This is a genomic window from Saccharomonospora sp. NPDC046836 (genome assembly GCF_040645195.1).
Taxonomy (GTDB): Bacteria; Actinomycetota; Actinomycetes; order Mycobacteriales; family Pseudonocardiaceae; genus Prauserella_A.
This window is the reverse complement of record NZ_JBEYXW010000060.1, coordinates 1-19,218: the sequence shown is the minus strand read 5'-3', so window position 1 is coordinate 19,218 and position 19,218 is coordinate 1. Positions and strand designations below refer to the sequence as shown.

The 19,218-nt window shown below is 72.9% G+C and carries 15 protein-coding genes; 6 read left to right on the top strand and 9 right to left on the bottom strand.

Annotated elements, in window-relative coordinates; genetic code table 11:
* A partial coding sequence (locus tag ABZ863_RS33545) for a hypothetical protein (protein WP_358543608.1) occupies window positions 1–215 on the bottom strand: 215 nt, incomplete at its 3' end.
* Here ABZ863_RS33545 and ABZ863_RS33540 point away from each other — a divergent pair.
* A complete protein-coding gene (locus ABZ863_RS33540; RefSeq protein ID WP_358543616.1) occupies window positions 121–4,914 on the top strand; it encodes an amino acid adenylation domain-containing protein in 4,794 nt (1,597 codons plus the stop codon). The two genes, ABZ863_RS33545 and ABZ863_RS33540, sit on opposite strands and share 95 nt — an antisense overlap.
* Complete coding sequence (locus ABZ863_RS33535; protein WP_023418522.1) at window positions 4,914–6,215, top strand: MFS transporter; 1,302 nt, start codon at window positions 4,914–4,916, stop codon at window positions 6,213–6,215. Before ABZ863_RS33540 ends, ABZ863_RS33535 begins: the two co-directional genes overlap by 1 nt.
* Window positions 6,216–6,275: 60 nt before the next feature.
* Here ABZ863_RS33535 and ABZ863_RS33530 read toward each other — a convergent pair whose 3' ends face one another.
* From ABZ863_RS33530 to ABZ863_RS33515, 4 genes are all read right to left on the bottom strand, one after another.
* Entirely contained in the window at window positions 6,276–6,950 is a 675-nt protein-coding gene (locus ABZ863_RS33530) for a response regulator transcription factor (RefSeq protein WP_023418521.1), read from the bottom strand.
* Window positions 6,932–8,224, bottom strand: a complete 1,293-nt coding sequence (locus ABZ863_RS33525) for a sensor histidine kinase (RefSeq protein WP_023418520.1) — start codon at window positions 8,222–8,224, stop codon at window positions 6,932–6,934. The genes ABZ863_RS33530 and ABZ863_RS33525 overlap by 19 nt, the downstream gene beginning before the upstream one ends.
* A 124-nt stretch (window positions 8,225–8,348) precedes the next feature.
* On the bottom strand, window positions 8,349–9,626 hold the full coding sequence (locus tag ABZ863_RS33520; protein WP_358543613.1) for a cytochrome P450: 1,278 nt from the start codon (window positions 9,624–9,626) through the stop codon (window positions 8,349–8,351).
* 726 nt (window positions 9,627–10,352) lie between these two features.
* Window positions 10,353–11,012, bottom strand: a complete 660-nt coding sequence (locus ABZ863_RS33515) for an SRPBCC family protein (RefSeq protein WP_033951928.1) — start codon at window positions 11,010–11,012, stop codon at window positions 10,353–10,355.
* Window positions 11,013–11,181: 169 nt separating this feature from the next.
* Here ABZ863_RS33515 and ABZ863_RS33510 point away from each other — a divergent pair, with 169 nt between their 5' ends.
* Window positions 11,182–11,748, top strand: a complete 567-nt coding sequence (locus ABZ863_RS33510) for an I66 family serine proteinase inhibitor (RefSeq protein WP_023418517.1) — start codon at window positions 11,182–11,184, stop codon at window positions 11,746–11,748.
* An 83-nt stretch (window positions 11,749–11,831) separates the two neighbouring features.
* Here the strand turns inward: ABZ863_RS33510 and ABZ863_RS33505 are convergent, their stop codons facing one another.
* Window positions 11,832–13,115 (bottom strand): adenylosuccinate synthase, encoded by a 1,284-nt coding sequence (locus ABZ863_RS33505; protein ID WP_023418516.1) that lies wholly within the window; start codon window positions 13,113–13,115, stop codon window positions 11,832–11,834.
* 178 nt (window positions 13,116–13,293) lie between these two features.
* Between ABZ863_RS33505 and ABZ863_RS33500 the strand changes: the two genes are divergently transcribed.
* Window positions 13,294–14,085 (top strand): diacylglycerol kinase family protein, encoded by a 792-nt coding sequence (locus tag ABZ863_RS33500; protein ID WP_023418515.1) that lies wholly within the window; start codon window positions 13,294–13,296, stop codon window positions 14,083–14,085.
* A 193-nt stretch (window positions 14,086–14,278) separates the two neighbouring features.
* On the opposite strand, the gene ABZ863_RS33495 is transcribed toward ABZ863_RS33500, so the two are convergent.
* Entirely contained in the window at window positions 14,279–15,439 is a 1,161-nt protein-coding gene (locus ABZ863_RS33495; protein ID WP_358543610.1) for an IS701 family transposase, read from the bottom strand.
* A 65-nt stretch (window positions 15,440–15,504) separates the two neighbouring features.
* Between ABZ863_RS33495 and ABZ863_RS33490 the strand changes: the two genes are divergently transcribed.
* Window positions 15,505–16,572 (top strand): sigma-70 family RNA polymerase sigma factor, encoded by a 1,068-nt coding sequence (locus ABZ863_RS33490; RefSeq protein ID WP_358543605.1) that lies wholly within the window; start codon window positions 15,505–15,507, stop codon window positions 16,570–16,572.
* Here ABZ863_RS33490 and ABZ863_RS33485 read toward each other — a convergent pair whose 3' ends face one another.
* Both ABZ863_RS33485 and ABZ863_RS33480 read right to left on the bottom strand, forming a co-directional pair.
* Entirely contained in the window at window positions 16,573–16,788 is a 216-nt protein-coding gene (locus ABZ863_RS33485) for a DUF4287 domain-containing protein (RefSeq protein WP_018470180.1), read from the bottom strand.
* Between the two features lie 57 nt (window positions 16,789–16,845).
* Entirely contained in the window at window positions 16,846–17,514 is a 669-nt protein-coding gene (locus tag ABZ863_RS33480) for a DUF998 domain-containing protein (RefSeq protein WP_358543602.1), read from the bottom strand.
* A gap of 383 nt (window positions 17,515–17,897) precedes the next feature.
* On the opposite strand from ABZ863_RS33480, the gene ABZ863_RS33475 reads away from it, so the two are divergent.
* The coding region (locus ABZ863_RS33475; RefSeq protein ID WP_358543600.1) for an MFS transporter at window positions 17,898–19,218 on the top strand (1,321 nt) is incomplete at its 3' end.

The following is a 19,218-nucleotide window of genomic DNA, read 5'->3' as shown; positions in this document are numbered from 1 at the left end:
CACTGGCACGAGCACTCACGCCGGAAATCATGAAAGCGTTCGGTCACGTCTCCGACACCGAGCAGCAGCGGAAAAAGCCAACCTCCGGCAGCAGCCGCGCCGCGCACCGCCACCGAGAAGCTGATCGCCTCGGTCTGGGCCCGGACGCTGGAGGTCGACGAGGTCGGTGTCGACGACGACTTCTTCGAGCTGGGCGGCGACTCGGTCCTCAGCATCCGGATCACCTCCCGGCTGCGGGCCACGCTCGACCGCGACCTCTCGCCGCGCGCGCTCTTCGACCACCCCACCGTGGCCCTCCTCGCCGCCGCCCTGACCGGGCCGGACAGCGCCCCGGCCGCCGCACCGATCCCCCGCACCGAGGGCGACGAAGGGCTCCCGCTCTCCTTCGCCCAGCAGCGGCTGTGGTTCCTCGACGCCTACGAGCCCGGCTCCACCGACTACGTCTCCCCCACCGGTCTCAGGATGCGCGGGCCCCTCGACCCCGAGGCGCTGCGGCACGCCCTGAGCGGCCTGGTGGCCCGCCACCCGTCGCTGCGTACCGTCTTCGACGAGGTCCGCGGCCAGGCGGTGCAGACGATCCGCCCGCCCGCCGAGGTGCCGCTGCCCCTCACCGACCTGAGCGCCCTGGGCGGCACGGCCCGGGAACAGGCCCTGGAGCGCCTGCTCGCCGAGCAGACCGGAACCCCCTTCGACCTGCGCGAAGGTCCGCTGCTGCGGGCCGCACTGGTCCGCCTGGGCGACGAGGACCACGTGCTGGCGCTCTGCGTCCACCACATCGTCACCGACGGCTGGTCCAGCGCCCTGATCGCCCGCGATCTGGAGGCCCTGTACGCGGCCCGCCGCCGCGGCGAGGAGCCCGGACTGCCCCCGCTGCCCCCGCGGTACGCCGATTTCGCCCGCTGGCAGCGCGACCGGCTGACCGGCCCGGTGGCCGACGGGCAGATCGGCTACTGGCGGAAGCGACTGGCCGGGCTGGAGCCGCTGGAACTGCCCACCGACCGCCCGCGCCCGCCCGTGCGGACCACCAACGGCGCCACGCTCGGTTTCCGCATCCCCGAGGAGACGACCGACCGGGTCACCGAGCTGGCCGCCGACCGTGGCACCACCCTCTTCACGGTCCTCGTCGCCGCCTGCCAGCTCCTGCTGGCCCGCCACAGCGGGCAGCGGGACATCGCGGTGGGCACCGTGTCCTCCGGCCGTGAGCGGGCCGAACTGGAGGAACTGGTCGGCTTCTTCGTCAACACCCTGGTGGTCCGCTCGAAGATCGACGAGCACGGCACCTTCCACGACCTGCTCACCCAGGTGCGGCACACCGTGGTCGAGGGCCTCGCCCACCAGGACGCGCCGTTCGAGCGGCTGGTGGACGAGCTGGTCCCCGACCGGGACCCGAGCAGGTCCCCGCTCTTCCAGGCCATGGTGGTGCTCCAGAACACCCCGCAGCGACGCGCCGAACTCGACGGCCTGCGCATCGAGGAGTTCGCCCTTCCCTCCAGCAGCACCGCCTTCGACCTGACCGTGCAGTTCGAGGAGGTGGACGGGGCGCTGGTGGGCGGCATCCAGTACAACACCGACCTCTTCGACGCCACCACCGTCCAGCGGATGGCCGGCCGGCTGCGGACCCTGCTGGACTCGCTCACCGCCGCACCCGACAGCCCGCTGCACACCGCGGCCCTGCTCCCCGCCGACGAGCACGCGGAACTGCTGCGGGCCGGGACGGGAGCCCCGGCCGCACCGCCCGAGGCGCTGACGGCCACCGACCGCTTCGCCGAGCAGGTCCGCCGGGCCCCCCACGCCGCCGCCGTCGTCGACGGCGGCCTGACGCTCAGCTACGCCGAGCTGGACGCCCGCGCCAACCAGCTCGCCCACCACCTGCGCGAGCGCGGCGTGGGCCCGGACGTCCTGGTGGGCGTCTGCCTGCCGCGCGGGGCCGACGCGGTGGTGGCGGCGCTGGCCGCGGTCAAGGCGGGCGGCGCGTACGTCCCGCTGGACCCGGCCTCCCCGGCCGAGCGGCTCGCCGCCATGGCCGAGGAGACCCGCACCCCGGTACTGCTCACCCTGGACCGCCTGCGCGAGCGGCTGACGGCGGCGCCCGCGGCGACCGTGCTGCTCGACCGCGAACAGGAGCACATCGCGGGCCTGCCCACCACCGCCCCGGACCGGCCGGCCGGCCCGGACCACCTGGCGTACGTCGTGTACACCTCGGGGTCGACGGGGCGGCCGAAGGGGATCATGATCCCGCACCGCTCGCTCTGCCACACCGTGGCCGACTTCGCCGAGCGGTTCGGCATCGGCCCCGGCGACCGCCTGCTCCAGCACCTCTCGCTCAGCTTCGACGGCGGGGTCTCGGACATCTTCTGCACCCTGATGTCCGGCGCCACCCTCTGCTTCGGCCAGACCGAGAGCGGCCAGGAACTCGCCGCCGAGGCACGGCGGCTGGCGGCGACCGTCCTGATGACCCCGCCCGCGCTGCTCGCCGCGCTCGACCCGGCCGAGGTGCCGACGGTACGGGCGGTCGGCGCGGCCGGCGACGCCTGCCCCGCCCCCCTGGCCGACGTCTGGTCCGCCGACGGCCGCCGCTTCCGCAACATCTACGGCCCCAGCGAGACCACCCTGGTCGCCACCCTGCACACCGGCGGCTACGCGGGCAGCAGCCCGAGCGTGCCGCTGGGCGGTCCGCTGGCCGGGGTCCGGCTGCACGTCCTGGACCGCTGGCTGCGGCCGGTCCCGCCGGGCTGCCACGGCGAGCTGTACATCGCGGGCCCCGGCCTCGGCCGCGGCTACCTGCGCAACCCGGCGCTGACCGGGAAGCGGTTCGTCGCCTCCCCCTTCGGCGCTCCCGGCGAGCGGATGTACCGCACCGGCGACCTCGTCCGTCTCCAGGCCGACGGGACGCTGGACTTCACCGGCCGCCAGGACCACCAGGTCAAGATCCGCGGCTTCCGCGTCGAGACGGGCGAGGTGGAATCAGCGCTCCGCGCCCACCCGGACGTCGGCGAGGTGACCGTGGTCGCCGCCACCGACCCGGCCACCGGGCACAAACGCCTCGCTGCGTACGCCACCCCCTCCGGCGACCCGGGGAGCGAGCGGCCCGACCCCACCGCGCTGCGGACCTTCCTCAGCACGGTCCTCCCGGCCCACATGGTGCCGACGGCCTACGCCGTCCTGGACGAACTGCCGCTCAGCCCCAACGGCAAGGTGGACCGCCGCGCCCTGCCCGCCCCTGCCCCCGTCGCCGGCCCCGGCGCCGGCCACGTCGAGCCCGGGACCCCGCTGCAACGTCTGCTCGCCGGTATCTGGGCCGAGGTGCTGGGCCTGGAGCGGGTCGGCATCACCGACCGGTTCTTCGACATCGGCGGCGACTCGATCCTCAGCATCCAGGTGCTGGCCCGGGCCCGGGAGGCCGGACTCCGGATGACCGGCAAGGACCTCTTCCTCCACCAGACCATCGCCGAACTCTCCCGCGTCGTCGAGACCGGCGACGGCGGCACGGCGTCGCCCGCCGCGCGCGGCCCGGTCAGCGGGGAGGTCGTCCTCACTCCGGCCCAGCGCTGGTTCTTCGCCACCCGCCAGTACCCCGACCACTTCAACCAGTCGACCCTGCTGGACCTGGCCGGACCGGTGGACCGGGAGGCGCTGGGCCGCACCCTGCTCGCCCTGGTGGCCCACCACGACGCGCTGCGCAGCCGGTTCACGCCCGACGGCGCGGGCGGCCGCCGCCAGTGGGTCACCGAGGAGCTGCCGGCCCGCGCCGACGCGCTGCTCGCCGTCCACGACCTGTCGCGGGTGGCCCCCGGGGCGCGGCGGGAGGCGGTCGAGCGGCACGCCGTCGAGGCCCAGCGCGGCTTCGACATCGCACACGGCCCGCTGCTGAAGGCCCTGCTGTTCACCACCGGCGACGGCCCGGACCAGCTCTTCCTCACCGTCCACCACCTGGTGGTCGACACGGTCTCCTGGCGCGTCCTCCTGGACGACCTGGAGCGCGGCTACCACCGCGCCCTGGCGGGCGAGGAGATCATCCCGTCGGCCCGCACCACCTCCTTCCAGGAGTGGGCCGCCCTGCTCCAGGAGCACGCCGTCGCGGGCGCCGCCGACGAGGAGCTGCCGCACTGGACGGACGTCCTGCGGGCGGTCGAGCCGCTGCCGGCCGACGGGCCGGGCCCCAACTCCGCCGCCACCGCCGCCACCGTCGAGATCCGCCTCGGCCCCGAGGAGAGCGCCCACCTGCTGCGCACGGCCCCCGCCCGCTTCCGGGCCCGCGCCGCCGACGTGCTGCTGGGCGTGCTGGCGCTGGCCCTGGGCCGGTGGACCGGACGCCGGCGGGTGGTGCTGGAGGTGGAGAGCCACGGCCGCGAGGAGCTCTTCGAGGCCGTCGACCTCTCCCGCACCGTCGGCTGGTTCACCTCGGTCCACCCCGTCGCGCTCTCCGTCCCCCCGGACACGCCGGCGCCGGACGGGGCGGGGCCCGACTGGGCCCGGCTGATGAAGTCGGTCCGGCGCGACCTGCGCGCCGTCCCGGAGAACGGCCTGCACTACGGGGTCCTGCGCCACCTCGCTCCGCAGGACTCCCCGGCCGCCGCGCTCCGCGGCCTCCCGGAGGCCGAGGCCGTCTTCAACTACCTCGGCCAGTACGAGAGTTCCGCCCCGGCCCGGGGCGCGTCCGGCTCAGGCCGGCTCATCGCGGTGGAGCACGGGGCGCTCGGCGAGGACGCCGGACCCGAGGAACGCGCCACCCACCTCCTGGAGGTGGTCGGCAGCGCGGTGGACGGCCGGCTCGGCTTCACCTGGTACTACTCCACGGCCGTCTTCCACCCGGGCACGATGGCCAAGGTCGCCCAGCTCTTCGAGGAGCTGCTGGGCGACCTGGCCCGCCACTGCGCCACCCTGCCCGGCGCCACCCGACGGGAGAGCGAGTGATGGTCACCACCCAGGGGAAGCCCCTCCCCCCGAAGCAGGCCCCCCGCCCGCTCTGGCGCAACCGCGACTACAACCTGCTCTGGCTGAGCAGGACCTTCACCGAGGCCGGGTTCAACGCCACCCTGATGGCCTTCCCCCTGCTGGTGCTGGCCGTGACCGGCTCGCCCGCCCAGGCCGGACTGGTCGCCGCGGTCAACGCGACGGCCCAGCTGGTCGCGGGCGTGCCCGCCGGCACCCTGCTCGACCGGTGGAACCGCAAGGTGGTGATGGTCTCCTGCGAGGTCGCCCGGATCACGGTGCTCACTCTGCTGGTCTGGACGATCTGGCAGGACACCGTGCAGATCTGGCACATGGTGGTCACCGCCGCCGTCCTCGGGCTCTGCGCCTCCCTCTACGACCCGGCGGAGGAGGCGTCCCTGCCCCACGTGGTCCCCGAGGAGCAACTGGCCACCGCCGTCTCGATGAACCACGCGCGCAGCAACATCGGCCAGCTGCTCGGCACCGGCGTCAGCGGCGTGCTCTTCGGCATCAAGCACCTGCTGCCGTTCGCCGCCAACGCCGTGGCCCACGTGGTCTCCTTCTTCCTGCTGCTCTTCATCCGGCTGCCCAAGCCGCCGCGCCCCGAGCCCGGAGAGAGCAGGCCGGGCTTCTGGAAGGAGACCGCGGAAGGGCTGCGCTGGGTGTGGGGGCACCGGCTGATCCGGGTCACCGCGTGCTGCGCGGTGGCGCTGAACTTCCTCTTCCAGGTCGTCTACCTGGTCATCATCATGGCCGCCCAGCAGGACGACGTGCCCTCCGGCCAGATCGGCGTGATGGCCGCGATGTTCGGCGTCGGCGGCCTCCTGGGCGCCCTCGCCGCCCCCCGGCTCTACCGGCGGCTCGGGCAGCGCCACTCGGTGCTGATGGTCTTCTGGGCGATGGCGGTGCTGGCCCCCGTCTCGCTGACGGTGACCAACGGGCTCCTGCTCGGCCTGCTGCTGGCGGGCATGGCCTTCTTCGCGCCGACCGCCAACACCGCCGTCAGCACGTACCAGCTGCTGACCACCCCGGACCGGCTGCGGGGCAGGCTCAGCGGGATCATCGGCCTGGTGTCGGGCGTCTCGGCGGCACTCGGCCCCCTGGCCGGCGGTCTGACCATGGAGTGGGCCGGCCCGCGCTGGGCGATCGTGGCCGCCGCGGCGGGCACCGCCGTCATCGCCGTGGTGGCCACCCTCAGTCCGACCCTGCGCGGTTTCACCCCGCCCCAGGTCGAGGCGGCTCCCGCACCGGAGCCGACCAGCACGCCGCCGGACGGTGGGTGACCGCCCCCGGCAGGGCCGCGGGATGAGAGGAGGGGGCGGCCGGACGGGCTGCCCCCTCTGTCACGCGCCCCGCAGGTAGGCCAGCACCGCCAGCACCCGGCGGTTGCCGTCCTCCGGGGAGAAGCCCAGCTTGGTGAAGATGTTGCCGATGTGCTTGGCCACCGCGCCCTCACTCAGGTGCAGTTCGTCCCGGATCATCGTGTTGGAGTGGCCGGCGGCCATCAGGGCCAGCACCTCGGACTCACGGGCCGAGAGCAGCTGGGTGCGGGTGCTGCGGTCGCGCTCGGTCAGCAGGTGACGCACGACCTGGGGGTCGATGACGATGCCGCCGGCCGCCACCGACCCGATCGCCGCCACGAACTCGCTCAGCTCCCCGATGCGGTCCTTGAGCAGATAGCCCAGCCCGCCCCGGGCGGCCCCGGGCGTGCTCCCGTCGAGCGAGAACAGCTCTTTGGCGTATGCCTTGGCGACGTACTGGGAGAGGACGAGGACGGGCAGGTCCGGGTGGTCCTGGCGGAGCCGCAGGGCGGCGCGCAGACCGTCGTCGCCGTGGCCGGGCGGCATCTGGACGTCGGTGATGACCAGGTCGGGCCGGCACTCCTCGACGGCGGTGACGAGCGCGTCCGCGTCGGCCACCGACCGCACCACCTCGTGGCCGAACTTGGTCAGCAGCTCCTCGATCCCGGCGCGTACCAGCGCGGAGTCTTCGGCGAGGACTATGCGGAGCGCGGGCACGGGACCTCCAGGGTGAGGGCGGTCGGACCGCCCGGCGGACTGGACAGGGCGAGTCTGCCACCGACCACCTCGGCCCGGTCGGCGAGACCCTGCAGGCCGCTGCCGACTCTCAGTTCGGCGCCTCCCACCCCGTCGTCGCGGACCGTGAGCTCCAGCCGCTGCCCCGAACGGCCGCCGCTGACCACGGCGTTCCGGGCCCCGCTGTGCTTGGCGACGTTGGTCAGCGCCTCGCTGACGACGAAGTACGCGGCGGCCTCGATCTGGCGCGGCAGCCGCTCGGCCAGTTCCAGCTCGACCCGGACCGGCACCGGGCAGCGCACCGCCGCCTCCGAGACGGCGGCGGGCAGCCCCCGGTCGGTGAGGACCTGCGGGTAGATACCGTGCACCAGGTCGCGGAGTTCGGTCAGGGCGTCCTTCGCCTCACCACGCGCCCGGGAGACCAGCTCCGCGCCACGCCGTACCGCCTCCGGGCTCTCCTGCTGCCCGGTGCCCTTCAGCTCCAGCTCGGCCAGGCCCAGCGTCATCACCAGCGCCACCAGACGCTGCTGCGCGCCGTCGTGCAGGTCCCGCTGGATGCGGTGCCGCTCGGTCTCGAAGGCGTCGGCCAGGCGGGCCCGGGACCGGGTCAGCTCGACCACCCGGGCGTCGCGGTCCGGCTCGTCCTCCCGGGGCGTGGGATGCAGCAGGATCCGGGCCAGCCGCGCCTGGAGCGCCGCCACCGCCCCGAGGCCGTAGAGCGCGACGGGCACCGCCGGGACGGCGATCGCGGTGAGGATCAGCGCCTCGGGCTGGCCGGAGCGGTACGCCGACCAGGGCGGCACCACCAGCGTCGCGGCCAGCAGCACCGCCAGGAGGAGCAGGGCCAGGTCGATCAGGAGGAAGAGGGTGGCCAGCAGTACCGCGTAACCGAACTCCCGCCAGGTGGAAGGCTCCCGCAGCCGGAGGCGGAGCCAGGACCGGAGCCCCGGCTCCTCGACGGGGCTGTGCGGGGACGGGATGGCGGGCGTGCCCGGTTCCTCGATCAGCCGGAGCCTGCGGCGCTCGATCTCCGCCAGCGGGAGGCTGAACAGGACGGCGCCGACGAGCATCGCCACTCCGACACCGAGCACCGAGAGCAGCAGGCCCAGCCCGATCAGCACGCCGAGCACCAGCAGGGTGACGGCCCCGAGCCCCGCCCCGGAGAGCAGGTAGAGGAGCGCCCGCCAGGGCTCGGCGGAGCCGAGATACTTCAGCGGCGGCTGCGTCGTCAGGCGTCTGACCGGCGGAATGCTCACCCGGCCACCCTAGGTACCCGGGCCGGCGGCGGGTACCTGAACCAGGCGAATCCGGCCGTCCTCCGGGACGCGCCCCGGGCATCGGGCGACGTTTCACGTGAAACATCGCCCGGGCCGGGCGGCGTCACTTCAGGCGGACCGGCAGCGAGTCCACGCCGTAGACGATGGACAGCTTGCGGAACTCCAGCTCCTGGGGCTCCACCGCGAGGCGGAGGGCGGGGAAGCGCTCGACCAGGAGGGGGAAGGCGGCGCGCAGTTCCATCCGGCCGAGTTCGGCGCCGACGCAGCGGTGGATGCCGTAGCCGAAGGCGAGGTGCGAGGAGGCCGGCGGGCGCGACGGGTCGAAGGCGTCCATCTCGGGGCCGAGCCGCTTGTCGCGGTCGGCGGCGCTCAGCGAGACGATGACGATGTCGCCGGCCGAGATGGCCTGGCCGCCGACGACGGTGTTCTCGCGGGCGAAGCGCGGGAAGGCGGTCTGCACGACGGTGAGGTGGCGCAGGAGTTCGTCGACGAACGGGGTGGCGACGGCACCGGGGTCGTCGGCCTCGCGGATCGCCGTGAAGTGGGTGCGGTCCTGGAGCATGACGAGGGTGCCCAGCGCCAGCATGCTGGCCGTGGTCTCCAGGCCGCCGGTGAGGACGCCGTCGGCGAGGCCGGTCAGCTCCTCGTCGGTGACGGCGTCGCCGTGCTCGCGGATGATCATGCCGAGGAGGCCGTCACCGGGCTCGCGGCGCTGCTGCTCGATGACGCCCCGCAGGTACTCGCGGGACTGCGAGATGGCGCCGAAGGAGGCGCCGAGGCCGCCGAGCACGTCGAAGCGGGCCACCGAGAACTGCTGGAAGGCGTCGCGCTCCTCGTAGGGGACACCGAGGAGTTCGCAGATGACCAGGGCCGGGACGGGCAGAGCGAAGTGCTCGACCAGGTCGACGCGGCCGTCCGCGTCGGCGGCGGCCTCCAGCGCGTCGAGCCGCTCCTCGATGATCGAGTGGATCAGCGGGGTGAGCCGGTTCAGGCGCCGCATGGTGAACTCGGGCGTGAGCAGGCGGCGCAGCCGGGTGTGGTCCGGCGGGTCGGCGAAACCGAGGCCACCCGGTTCGTGGTGCTCGGCGACGCCGTTGGTGCCGACCAGGTGGGCGAAATCGTTGCTGAAGGCGCGGGCGTCGCCCAGGACTTCCTTGGCCTCGTCGTAACCGGTGACCAGCCAGACCGGGACGGCGAGGACGGGGAGCCGGCTGACGGGCTCGCGGTCGCGCAGGGCGCCGATCTCGGGGACGGGGTCGAGGCCGTTGCGGCGGAGCGGCAACAGGGCCGGTTCGGGGAGCTTGGACAGGGCGTTCAGATCGAGCGTGGTGCCCTTGCGGCGGAGGCGGCTGAGATAGCGGCGGGTGAGCCAGCTGGCTATGGAGGAACGTGCGGTACGCACGGTGCGTATGGGTGCGGCTATGGGCATGACAGGTGCTCGCATCTGTGAAGTGTGGCGGACAGGTGGGCGGGGCCGGACTCCCCTCCCTCGGCCGTACTCCGGTGGAGTACGCCGACGGGCCGGGCGGCGGTTCCGGCCGGCGGTCCCTGACGGGAGACCGGGAGGGCCGGCTACGCCGTGACTCCGCTGCCCCTGTCCCGGGGCCGGGTCCGCGCGACGGGGCCGCGCGGGGTGAGAGGTGGACGGTGGAGCGCTGCGGGCCAGGTGGCAGCGAGCGGTGGCCGTGGCCGGGCGCTGCGTCCCGGCGCGACGCGGGAAGCGTACGGGCCGGAGCGGCGGGTGGGGGGTGAGGCCGGGTCAGGGCGGCTGCTTCGGTACGGGGTCGGGTCCTCCGATCGGTACGGGTGGCGGGCGGATCGGCCGGACAGCGGGGCGCCTGACGCACGCCGGGAGCGTGGTGGCGTCCCGGTGTACCAGACGACGCGGGGGGCCGGGTGGTTGAGCGGTCGATGATGACATGGCCGCCTTGGGGCAGGTACAGGGAGTACCGGCCAGTCCGCTTTCCGGGGCGCCGCGCCCGCCGGAACCGCACCTGCTCCCGCCCGTCCGCACGCCCACTTCCTCTGCGTCCGCAACGCCGGGCCCTCCCGGACGGGGTGCGGGAGCCGGCGGAGGAGCTGGGCGCGGCCGTACCCGCCTGAACCCCTACTCCCCCACCTCGTCCCCCGGCAGAAAGTGCTGGTCCGCGAAGGCCACCACCGCGTCGACCGCCTCGGCGTCCAGGTCCCAGTAGGCGCCCGCCGCGTCGCCCCATGCCCGGTGGCTGAGGCGGGCGTAGGTGCGGGACTCCGGGGAGCCGGTCCAGGCGGTGCGGTCGAAGGGGGTGCCGGAGAGGTGGTGGTCGAGGGCGAGCAGGGCGGTGTCCCAGCCGGCGCCGACGCCGACGGGGCCGACCGGGCCCTGTTCGCGGACGAGGGTGTCGACGGTGGTGGCGGCCGAGGTGTGCTCCAGCTCGAACGCGGTGGTCCGGCCGGGGGCGTCGGTGAGCCGCACCTCGATCTCGGTGACCGAGTCGGGGCCGTACTCCCAGGTGACCTTGATCAGGTTCGGGGACTCGCAGCGCAGCACCTCACCGGAGGCCAGGCCCCCGGCCTCGTAGCGGTTGCCGGGGTGGAGGTCGCCGGTGACGGGGGCCAGCCAGCGGGCGATCCGGCCGGGGTCGGTGCAGGCGGCCCACACCTCCATGACGGGAGCGTCGAAGCTGCGGCGCAGCAGCACCGAGCGGCCGCCCCTCTCCTGGAACGGCAGGTCGCCGATCTCCCGGTGGACTGCGGCGATCCGGTCGTGGATGTCGATCTCGCTCACGGTGCTCCCTCGCTCGGCGGCCGGCCCGCCGCCGGACGGCGGGGCCCTTCCCCACGCATACCCCGGGACGGGCGGGACGCGCGGGACGCGGGTTACCAACGAAGCGCGGAGTCGTTGAGTGGATCAGCCCATCACCGGCATTTCCCCCACGACTTGAGGAGTACCCGACATGAGCACCGCCGCAGGGACCGACCGCCGCACCCTCCTGAGGACCGGCGTGGCCGGGCTCGCCGCCCTGGCCGCCGGAGCCGTCCTCACCCCCTCGGCCCAGGCCGACGGTGACCGCGAGCTGCCGATGTCGCCGCTGACCCTCTGGCTGCGCGGCGCCCCCGCCTTCGTGCGGGACGGACTGCTCTTCACCGACCTCATCGGCGACCAGCGCCCCGAGCAGTGGGTCCTGACGGCCCAGCCGCAGCACGGCCGCGACACCTTCACGATCGAGCTGGCCTCCCGCAACGGCGCCGGCCTGGTCGTCCCGGAGGACGAGGGTGAGCCGGTCGGCGTCCGCCCGCTGATCGTCATGCCGACGTACCCGCCCCGGTACCCGCTGAACGAGCTGTTCCGGATCACCCCGGTCGACCCCGCGCGCCGCGCCTACCTCGTCACCTCGGCCCTGACGGACGGCCCCCCGCGCCACCTCGCGCGCGCCCGGGTCGAGGACATGTCGCTCCGCCCGAAGCCGGTCTTCGCCCGCCGCGGCGCCGAGGACGAGCCGGTCGGGATCCGCTTCGCCTGACACCGGCAACCTGGACGGCGGCGGGGCCGCGGGCACCGTCTCCGGTCCCCGCGGCCCCGCCGCGCGTACGCCTCGCCGTCAGGTCAGACGAAGGAGTTGATCTCGATGGTCTCGGTCCGGCCGGGACCGACGCCGATCGCGGAGATCGGGGCGCCCGACATCTCCTCCAGCGCCTTCACGTACGCCTGCGCGTTCTTCGGCAGGTCGGCGAAGGTCTGGGCCTTGGTGATGTCCTCGGACCAGCCCGGCAGGTACTCGTAGACGGGCTTCGCGTGGTGGAAGTCCGACTGGTTGTACGGCAGCTCCTCGACGCGCTTCCCGTCGATCTCGTACGCCACGCACACCGGGATGCGCTCCCAGCCGGTGAGGACGTCGAGCTTGGTGAGGAAGAAGTCGGTCAGGCCGTTGACCCGGGTCGCGTAGCGGGCGATGACCGCGTCGAACCAGCCGCAGCGGCGGTCGCGGCCGGTGGTGACACCGCGCTCCCCGCCGATCCGGCGCAGCGCCTCGCCGTCCTCGTCGAACAGCTCGGTCGGGAACGGGCCCGCGCCGACACGCGTGGTGTACGCCTTGAGGATGCCGATGACCCGGCTGATCTTCGTCGGCCCCACACCCGCACCCGTGCAGGCGCCGCCCGCGGTCGGGTTGGAGGAGGTCACGAAGGGATACGTGCCGTGGTCGACGTCGAGCAGGGTGCCCTGGCCGCCCTCGAAGAGGACCACCTTGTCCTCGTCCAGCGCCTGGTTGAGGATGAGCGTGGTGTCCGCGACGTACGGGCGGATCGCGTCCGCGTGGACCAGCATCTCCTCGACGATCCGCTCGGCCTCGACGGCCCGGCGGTTGTAGACCTTGGAGAGCATCTGGTTCTTGACCTCCAGCGCCGCCTCGACCTTCTGGAGCAGGATCGACTCGTCGTAGAGGTCCTGGACGCGGATGCCGGTCCGGTTGATCTTGTCGGCGTAGGTCGGGCCGATACCGCGCCCGGTCGTCCCGATCCGGCGCTTGCCGAGGAATCGTTCCGACACCTTGTCCATGATCACGTTGTACGGCGTGATCAGGTGGGCGTTACCGCTGATCAGCAGCTTGGAGGTGTCGACGCCGCGCTCGTTCAGTCCGCTCAGCTCGGAGAGCAGGACCGACGGGTCGACGACGACACCGTTCCCGATGACGGGCACGCACCCAGGGGAGAGGATTCCGGAAGGGAGCAGATGCAGCGCGTACTTCTGGTCGCCGACGACGACCGTGTGGCCGGCGTTGTTGCCGCCCTGGTAACGCACCACGTAATCCACTGAGCCACCGAGCAGGTCGGTGGCCTTTCCCTTGCCTTCGTCACCCCACTGAGCACCGAGCAGCACGAGTGCGGGCACAGGCGTACACCCCTTCCGGGCGGGGCATGTCCAAGGTTCAGGGCGCACACGCGTACGCGTACACGCCGACCGCCGTTGGCCGAGAACCGTCGGACCGCATGCCCCGAAATAGACGAAGCCCCTGGCGCAAGAGCGCAAGGGGCCTTTGCACAAAGATGCTACCCGAGGAAGGACCGAGGTGTCGGCTCGAGAGCCCGCCACGACCACCACGCCGTCGCTGCTGGTCATCGTGGACCCCACTGCCCGCCGCCTCGACGGGGAATCCGTCCGCATCGCCAAGGACGTGCTCAGCGCCGGCGCCCCGGTCAAGCTCTGTCTCCCCGAGAGCCCCCGCGAGTACGCCCGCGCGCTGGCGCGGCGCGGCTCGCGGCGGCCGGTGCTGATCGGCGACGACCGCTCCCTGGTCCGCGCCGTCACCCAGCTCCACCAGGAGCGGGAGCTGGCCGAGGCCGACCTCGCCATGGTGCCGGTCGGCTCGGGCGGCGCCCTGCGCCTCGCCCGCCACCTCGGGGTGCCCGCCTCCGCCGTGACGGCGGCCCGCGCGGTGCTCGACGGGCAGCCGCGCCGCCTGGACCTGCTGGTCGACGACAGCGACGGCGTGGTCCTCGGCGAGCTGCACGTCCCGGCGCCGCCGCGCCCGGCGGGCCGCGTCTCCTGGCTGCTGCGCCGCTCCACCGCCACCCGCTCCGGCCCGATACCGCTGCGGGTCGAGGCGGACGGCCGCCTCGTCGCCGACCTGGACCGCCCGGTCCACTCGGTCACCCTCGCTCCCGGCACCGACGGGAGCGTACGCGCCGAGGTGCGCGCCGACGCGGCGGAGGACGCGCCCTCCCCCGGGGGGACGTACGCCGGGGTGGTCACGGTCTCCGGGCCCGACTTCCACTACAGGGCCGACGGGCGGACGCTCGGCCCGGTCCGCACCCGGACCTGGCGGGTACGGGGAGCGGCTTGGTCACTGGTGCTGCCCTAGTACTGCAACGGTGCTTATCGTGACGAGGCTTCAGTTCTTGGGCTGTGGCCTCGTCTCTTGTAGTGGCTGGTCCGAGCCTGGTGCTGGCGCCGTCGCCGCCAACGGGACCAGTGCAGGACGTGGGCGATGCTGCGGTGGACAGGCTGCGTGAGGCCGGTGATCAACCGGCGGATCTCGGGGACGGTGAGTGAGATCAGGTCTGGCGTTCGAGCAGGTCCGGCCCCTTTTCAAGCTGCTGGGCCCGCACGACGGTCAGGTAGGCGTGAACGGCCATCGCGAGGGTGATGTGCCGGTGCCAGCCCGGGTGGCGGCGGACCTGGTAATCGTCCAGGCCGCACTGGCCCTTCGCGGTTTGAAAACACTCCTCGATCGCCCAGCGGGCACCCGCGACGGCGATCAGATCGTTGAGCGTGGCCTCGGCGGGCGCGTAGGCGATGTAGTAGGCGACCTTCGTCGGGTCGGAGATGCTGCGGCGGGCCAGGACCCAGTGCTTGCGGTCGGATCGGTGCCAGGGCCGGACTTCGACACGCGCCCAGTCATAGATCCGCGGGCCGTGGGCGCCCTCGCCGCAGGAGCGGCGCTTCCACTTCTGCCGGGGCAGATCGGCCATCAGGTCGTGGAGCGGATGGTCCAGGGCCCGCCGAGTGACGACGGTGTCGTGCCTGGTGGTGGCCACGACGTGGAAGACATCGGCCTGCTCGAGTTCGTAGCGCCAGCCCTTGCTGTAGCCGTAGCCCGCGTCCGCGGTCACCCAGCGGAAGGGGATCTCGTCGTCGATCGCACGGCGGACCATCCGCCGGGCGAGTTGGACCTTCGTGGCGAACTCGACGTCGTCGCCGATCCCCGCATCCCGGCAACGCACGCGGTCGTCGTCCGTCCATGACTTCGGCAGGTAGAGCGCCCGGTCGATCAACGTCCGGCCCCGCTCGCCCGAGTAGGCGAGGAATACTCCCACCTGGCAGTTCTCGGTGCGGCCGGCGGTGCCGGAGTACTGGCGCTGGACGCCGGCCGACCGCAAGCCCTTCTTCAGGAACCCGGTGTCGTCCACGATCAGCACGCCGCCAGGATCTGCCAAATGCTCGACGACGTACTCGCGCACGTCGTCGAGCACCCCGTCCGCGTCCCAGTCGATCCGGTTCAACAGCCGCTGGATCCGGTCCGGACCGCTATGGCCGGCCTCCTCCGCCACCGTCCAGCCGTTCTTACGCTCCAGCGGCGACAGCAGACCCCTCATGTAGGCCAGCGCCGACTTCCGCGACTCGCTCCGCGCGAACCGCTGGGCAAACCGCTCGTGCAACCCTGCCAGCCCGTCCGACCAGCGACGAGCATCGATCTCGGATATATCCCCACCCATGAACAGCCCAACGAGCGAACCCGACAACTGTCACGGTAAGCACCGTTGCAGTACTAGCACCACCCATGCCCACAGCTCTATCGTTATGGGCGTCGGATGGGCACGCCTGGCCACATGCTGAGGTGGCGCGTCATCGGGGGCGGGGGAGCGACTTGAATGACAAGGCGCGGGCGATAGTGCTGGAACTAGACGCGTACCGGGGTGAGTTGGTTCGCCACTGTTACCGCATGCTGGGGTCGTACGCAGAAGCCGAGGACGCCGCTCAGCAGACCCTCGTCCGAGCTTGGCGGAACGCCGGGCAGTTCGAGGGCAGGTCGTCCCTGCGCTCATGGGTGTACCGCATCGCCACCAACGTGTGTCTGGACGCCCTGGCCTCCGGGAGGCGGCGGGCGCTGCCGATGGACCTGTCCGGGCCTTCGGACGGCGCCGCGCCTCCAGGCGCGCCTTCGGACAGCGCGCTGTGGATCGGCCCCCTGCCTGGTGACGATCCGGCGGCTTCCGTGATGACCGGCGAGTCGGTGCGGCTGGCGTTCGTCGCCGCGCTCCAGCACCTCCCGCCCAAGCAGCGGGCCACGTTGCTCCTGCGGGATGTCCTCGGCTTCTCGGCCCGCGAGGTCGCCGACCTGCACGGCTGCACTCTCGCCTCCGCCAACAGCGCTTTGCAGCGGGCCCGCGCCACTCTGGCCGACCGCCGGGACAGGGCCGCCGAACTCGGCCTCCCGGTGCCCGGTGGCACCCAGCAGGTCCTGGCCGAGCGGTACGCCGCAGCGTTCTCCCGGTACGACATGGAGGAGCTGGGATTGCTGCTCCACGTCGACGCCACTCTGTCCCTGCCGCCATACGCGAAGTGGATGCGCGGGATGGCCGATATCAAGTCGTGGCTGACCGGACCTGCCGTCGGCTGCCGCGGGTCGCGGCTCATCCCGACCGTGGCGAACGGCTCCCCCGCGTTCGGCCAGTACCGGCCCCGTACGGAAGGGACCGGTTACGAGCCCTGGGCTCTCCAAGTTCTCGAATTCTCCGGCGACCGCATCGCGAGCATCACGGCCTTCCGTGACACCGCGTTCCTCTTTCCCCAGTTCGGCCTGCCGGGACACCTGAGTGCTGAACCATGCTTCGGCGTCCCGACCTGATCACTTGGCGCTGTCCTCGGCGAGCGTGTGGGCGACGAGGGCGTTCGCGTGGCCGTGGCCGAGTCCGTGCTCGGACTTGAGCCAGCCGACCAGCTCCATGTGCCGGGTGAGCGGTGAGGAACGAATGAGCCCCTTCCACTCGGCGATCGGACGGCCGTACTTCTTCTCGATGGACGGGAAGTAGCTGGCAGGGCCCTTCACGGCGTTGTCGGTCATGGAGGCTCCGTTTCGTTTCGTGGTCATCTTGGTGGTACCGGAGGGAACGGCGTTCGGTCAGCGGTCGCCTGGAGCATCGGCCAGCCGGGCCATCACCGCGCTCAGCCACAGCAGACCGAGGCCGGCGCCGGCGGTAAACGCCAGAACCGACGCGGCAGAGGCCATGAACCCGGCGAGGACAGCCACGGGCACGACACGCGAGGCCACGACCCAGCCACGGAGGCCCCGGGCGGCGAGCGGGCGAGCCAGAACCACGAACGCGGCACACAGAGCGAGGTAGCCGATCATCCCGGCGGCCATGTGGGCTGCACCGTGTCCGCTCATCACCGTCGCGTCCGGGGAGCCTGCGGGGAAGCCCGCACCGGCGTCGGCCGGGAAGACGGCCGCGGCCCAGAAGGAGAGGCCGAACACGCCGACCAGGGCCGGTGCCCACTTCCCGGCGGGGCCTCTGCGCAGAGTCCGCCGTAGCCCGGCCGCGCCGGCGACCAGTAGCGCTCCGGTGCACACGAAACTCAGCGTCTGGACCCAGCCGGCCCCACCCAGAGCGAGCTGGCTGATCGCGTTTCGGGTGAAGTCGAAGCCCTCGCGCGTGAGTCCCTGGGCGAGTCCGGCCGCGAGGAACAGCGGACCTGCCACCACACCACCGGTCGTGAGCCACCGCGCCGTGGATCGCTGAGTGGCGGCTGCCGAGTGGAGGGGGCCAGGTCTCGTGAACGTGCCGGTCATGGTTGTGCCTTCCTCGTTGCGACGGTGTCACTGATACGACCGACGGCGAGCGGCAGGATGATCGCCCTCCAGTGTGTGCCCTGGCTCACACGCGGGAGGGTCGAGCTCCCCTCAGGGGCGGGCCCGGACCCCCTGGCACACTCCGGCAGGAATGGAACGGGGCGGAGTGGCGCGGCTCACTCCTTTTCCCTCGCCTCACCCGGAATGCCCCGCCCGCCCCCGACGCTGCCCTTCTGAGGGGCCGGTGTGCCGGGTCCTGTTTCGGCGTGCGCTGGGCAAGGGAGCTCGGCAGCCGTGGGTGCGTGGCGGTCGGCTGGGGCCGGCCGGTTGTGCGTGTCCGTGTCCGCCCGCTCCATCACCGTCCCCCTCGGAGGTTTCCCGCCATGCCCTTGGCCCTGCTCGCGCTGTCCGTCGTCGCCTTCGGGATAGGGACGACCGAGTTCGTCTCGATGGGGTTGTTGCCGCAGATCGCCGACGGGGTCGGGGTGTCCGTGCCGCAGGCGGGGAACCTCATTTCCGCGTACGCGCTCGGGGTGGTTGTCGGGGCGCCGCTGCTGACGGGGCTCGGGGCGAAGATTCCGCACAAGAAGCTGTTGCTGCTGCTGGCGGGGTTGTTCGTGGTCGGGAACGTCGCGTCCGCGCTGGCGCCCGGGTTCGGGACGTTGTTCGCGGCGCGGGTGCTGGCGGGGCTGCCGCACGGGGCGCTGTTCGGGGTGGGGGCCGTGGTGGCCTCGCGGCTGGTGGCGCCGGAGCGGGCGGCGCGGGCGGTGTCGACGATGTTCCTAGGGCTGACCGTGGCCAACATCGTCGGGGTGCCGGCCGGGACCGCGCTGGGGCAGCAGTTCGGGTGGCGTTCGGCGTACCTCGCGGTCGCCGTGATCGGGCTGGTCGCGCTGGCGTCCCTGGCCCGGCTCGTACCGCACCAGCCGCGTGCCGAGGGCGCCGGCATCCGGCACGAGCTGAAGGCGATGGGCAACCGGCACATCGCGGTCGGCCTGGCCACCGCCGTCGTCGGCTTCGGCGGCTGCTTCGCGGTCTACAGCTACCTGGTGCCGATGCTCACCGAGGTCACCGGCATGGCGTCCTCGTCCACCACCCTGGTCCTGGCGCTCTACGGCGTGGGCATGACCCTCGGCACGCTGCTCGCCGGGCCGATGACCGACCGGGCGCTGCGGCCGACGCTGTACGGGGGCCTCGCCGTCATGGCCGTCGTGCTGTTCGCCTTCTACTTCGCGGTGCAGCACACCGTGACGGCCCTGCTCTGCGTCCTGCTGATCGGCGCCATGGGCTCCTTCATCACCACCCCGGTCCAGATGCTCCTGATGGCCAAGGCCGAGCAGGCCCCGACCATGGCCGCCGCCTCCAACCACTCGGCCTTCAACCTCGCCAACGCGGGCGGCGCCTGGCTCGGCGGCCTGGTCATCTCGGCCGGATGGGGCTGGGCCTCGCCCGCCCTGGTCGGGGCTTCGCTGGCCGCGGTGGGGCTTGGGCTGGCTGTGGTCGGTGGAGTGATGGACGGGGGGTTCGGGCGGGGGAAGCGGTCGACGGTGGTGGCGGGGGCGAGCGCCAGGGGCGGACCCGCCGCGACCGGCGCCAAGGCCGAGGCCGAGGTCCAGGCCGCCGAGCAACTGGGTGACCTCGTCCGCCTTCCAGCGCAGGACGTCCCGCAGGATCAGCACGGCTCGTTGTTTCGGTGGCAAGTGT

Bases quoted from the DNA above. Each gene is read 5' to 3' on its own strand.
- ABZ863_RS33535 (WP_023418522.1), top strand. From the start codon at position 4,914: ATGGTCACCACCCAGGGGAAGCCCCTCCCCCCGAAGCAGGCCCCCCGC.
- ABZ863_RS33510 (WP_023418517.1), top strand. From the start codon at position 11,182: ATGAGCACCGCCGCAGGGACCGACCGCCGCACCCTCCTGAGGACCGGC.
- ABZ863_RS33495 (WP_358543610.1), bottom strand. From the start codon at position 15,439: ATGGGTGGGGATATATCCGAGATCGATGCTCGTCGCTGGTCGGACGGG.
- ABZ863_RS33490 (WP_358543605.1), top strand. From the start codon at position 15,505: ATGCCCACAGCTCTATCGTTATGGGCGTCGGATGGGCACGCCTGGCCA.
- ABZ863_RS33485 (WP_018470180.1), bottom strand. From the start codon at position 16,788: ATGACCGACAACGCCGTGAAGGGCCCTGCCAGCTACTTCCCGTCCATC.
- ABZ863_RS33480 (WP_358543602.1), bottom strand. From the start codon at position 17,514: ATGACCGGCACGTTCACGAGACCTGGCCCCCTCCACTCGGCAGCCGCC.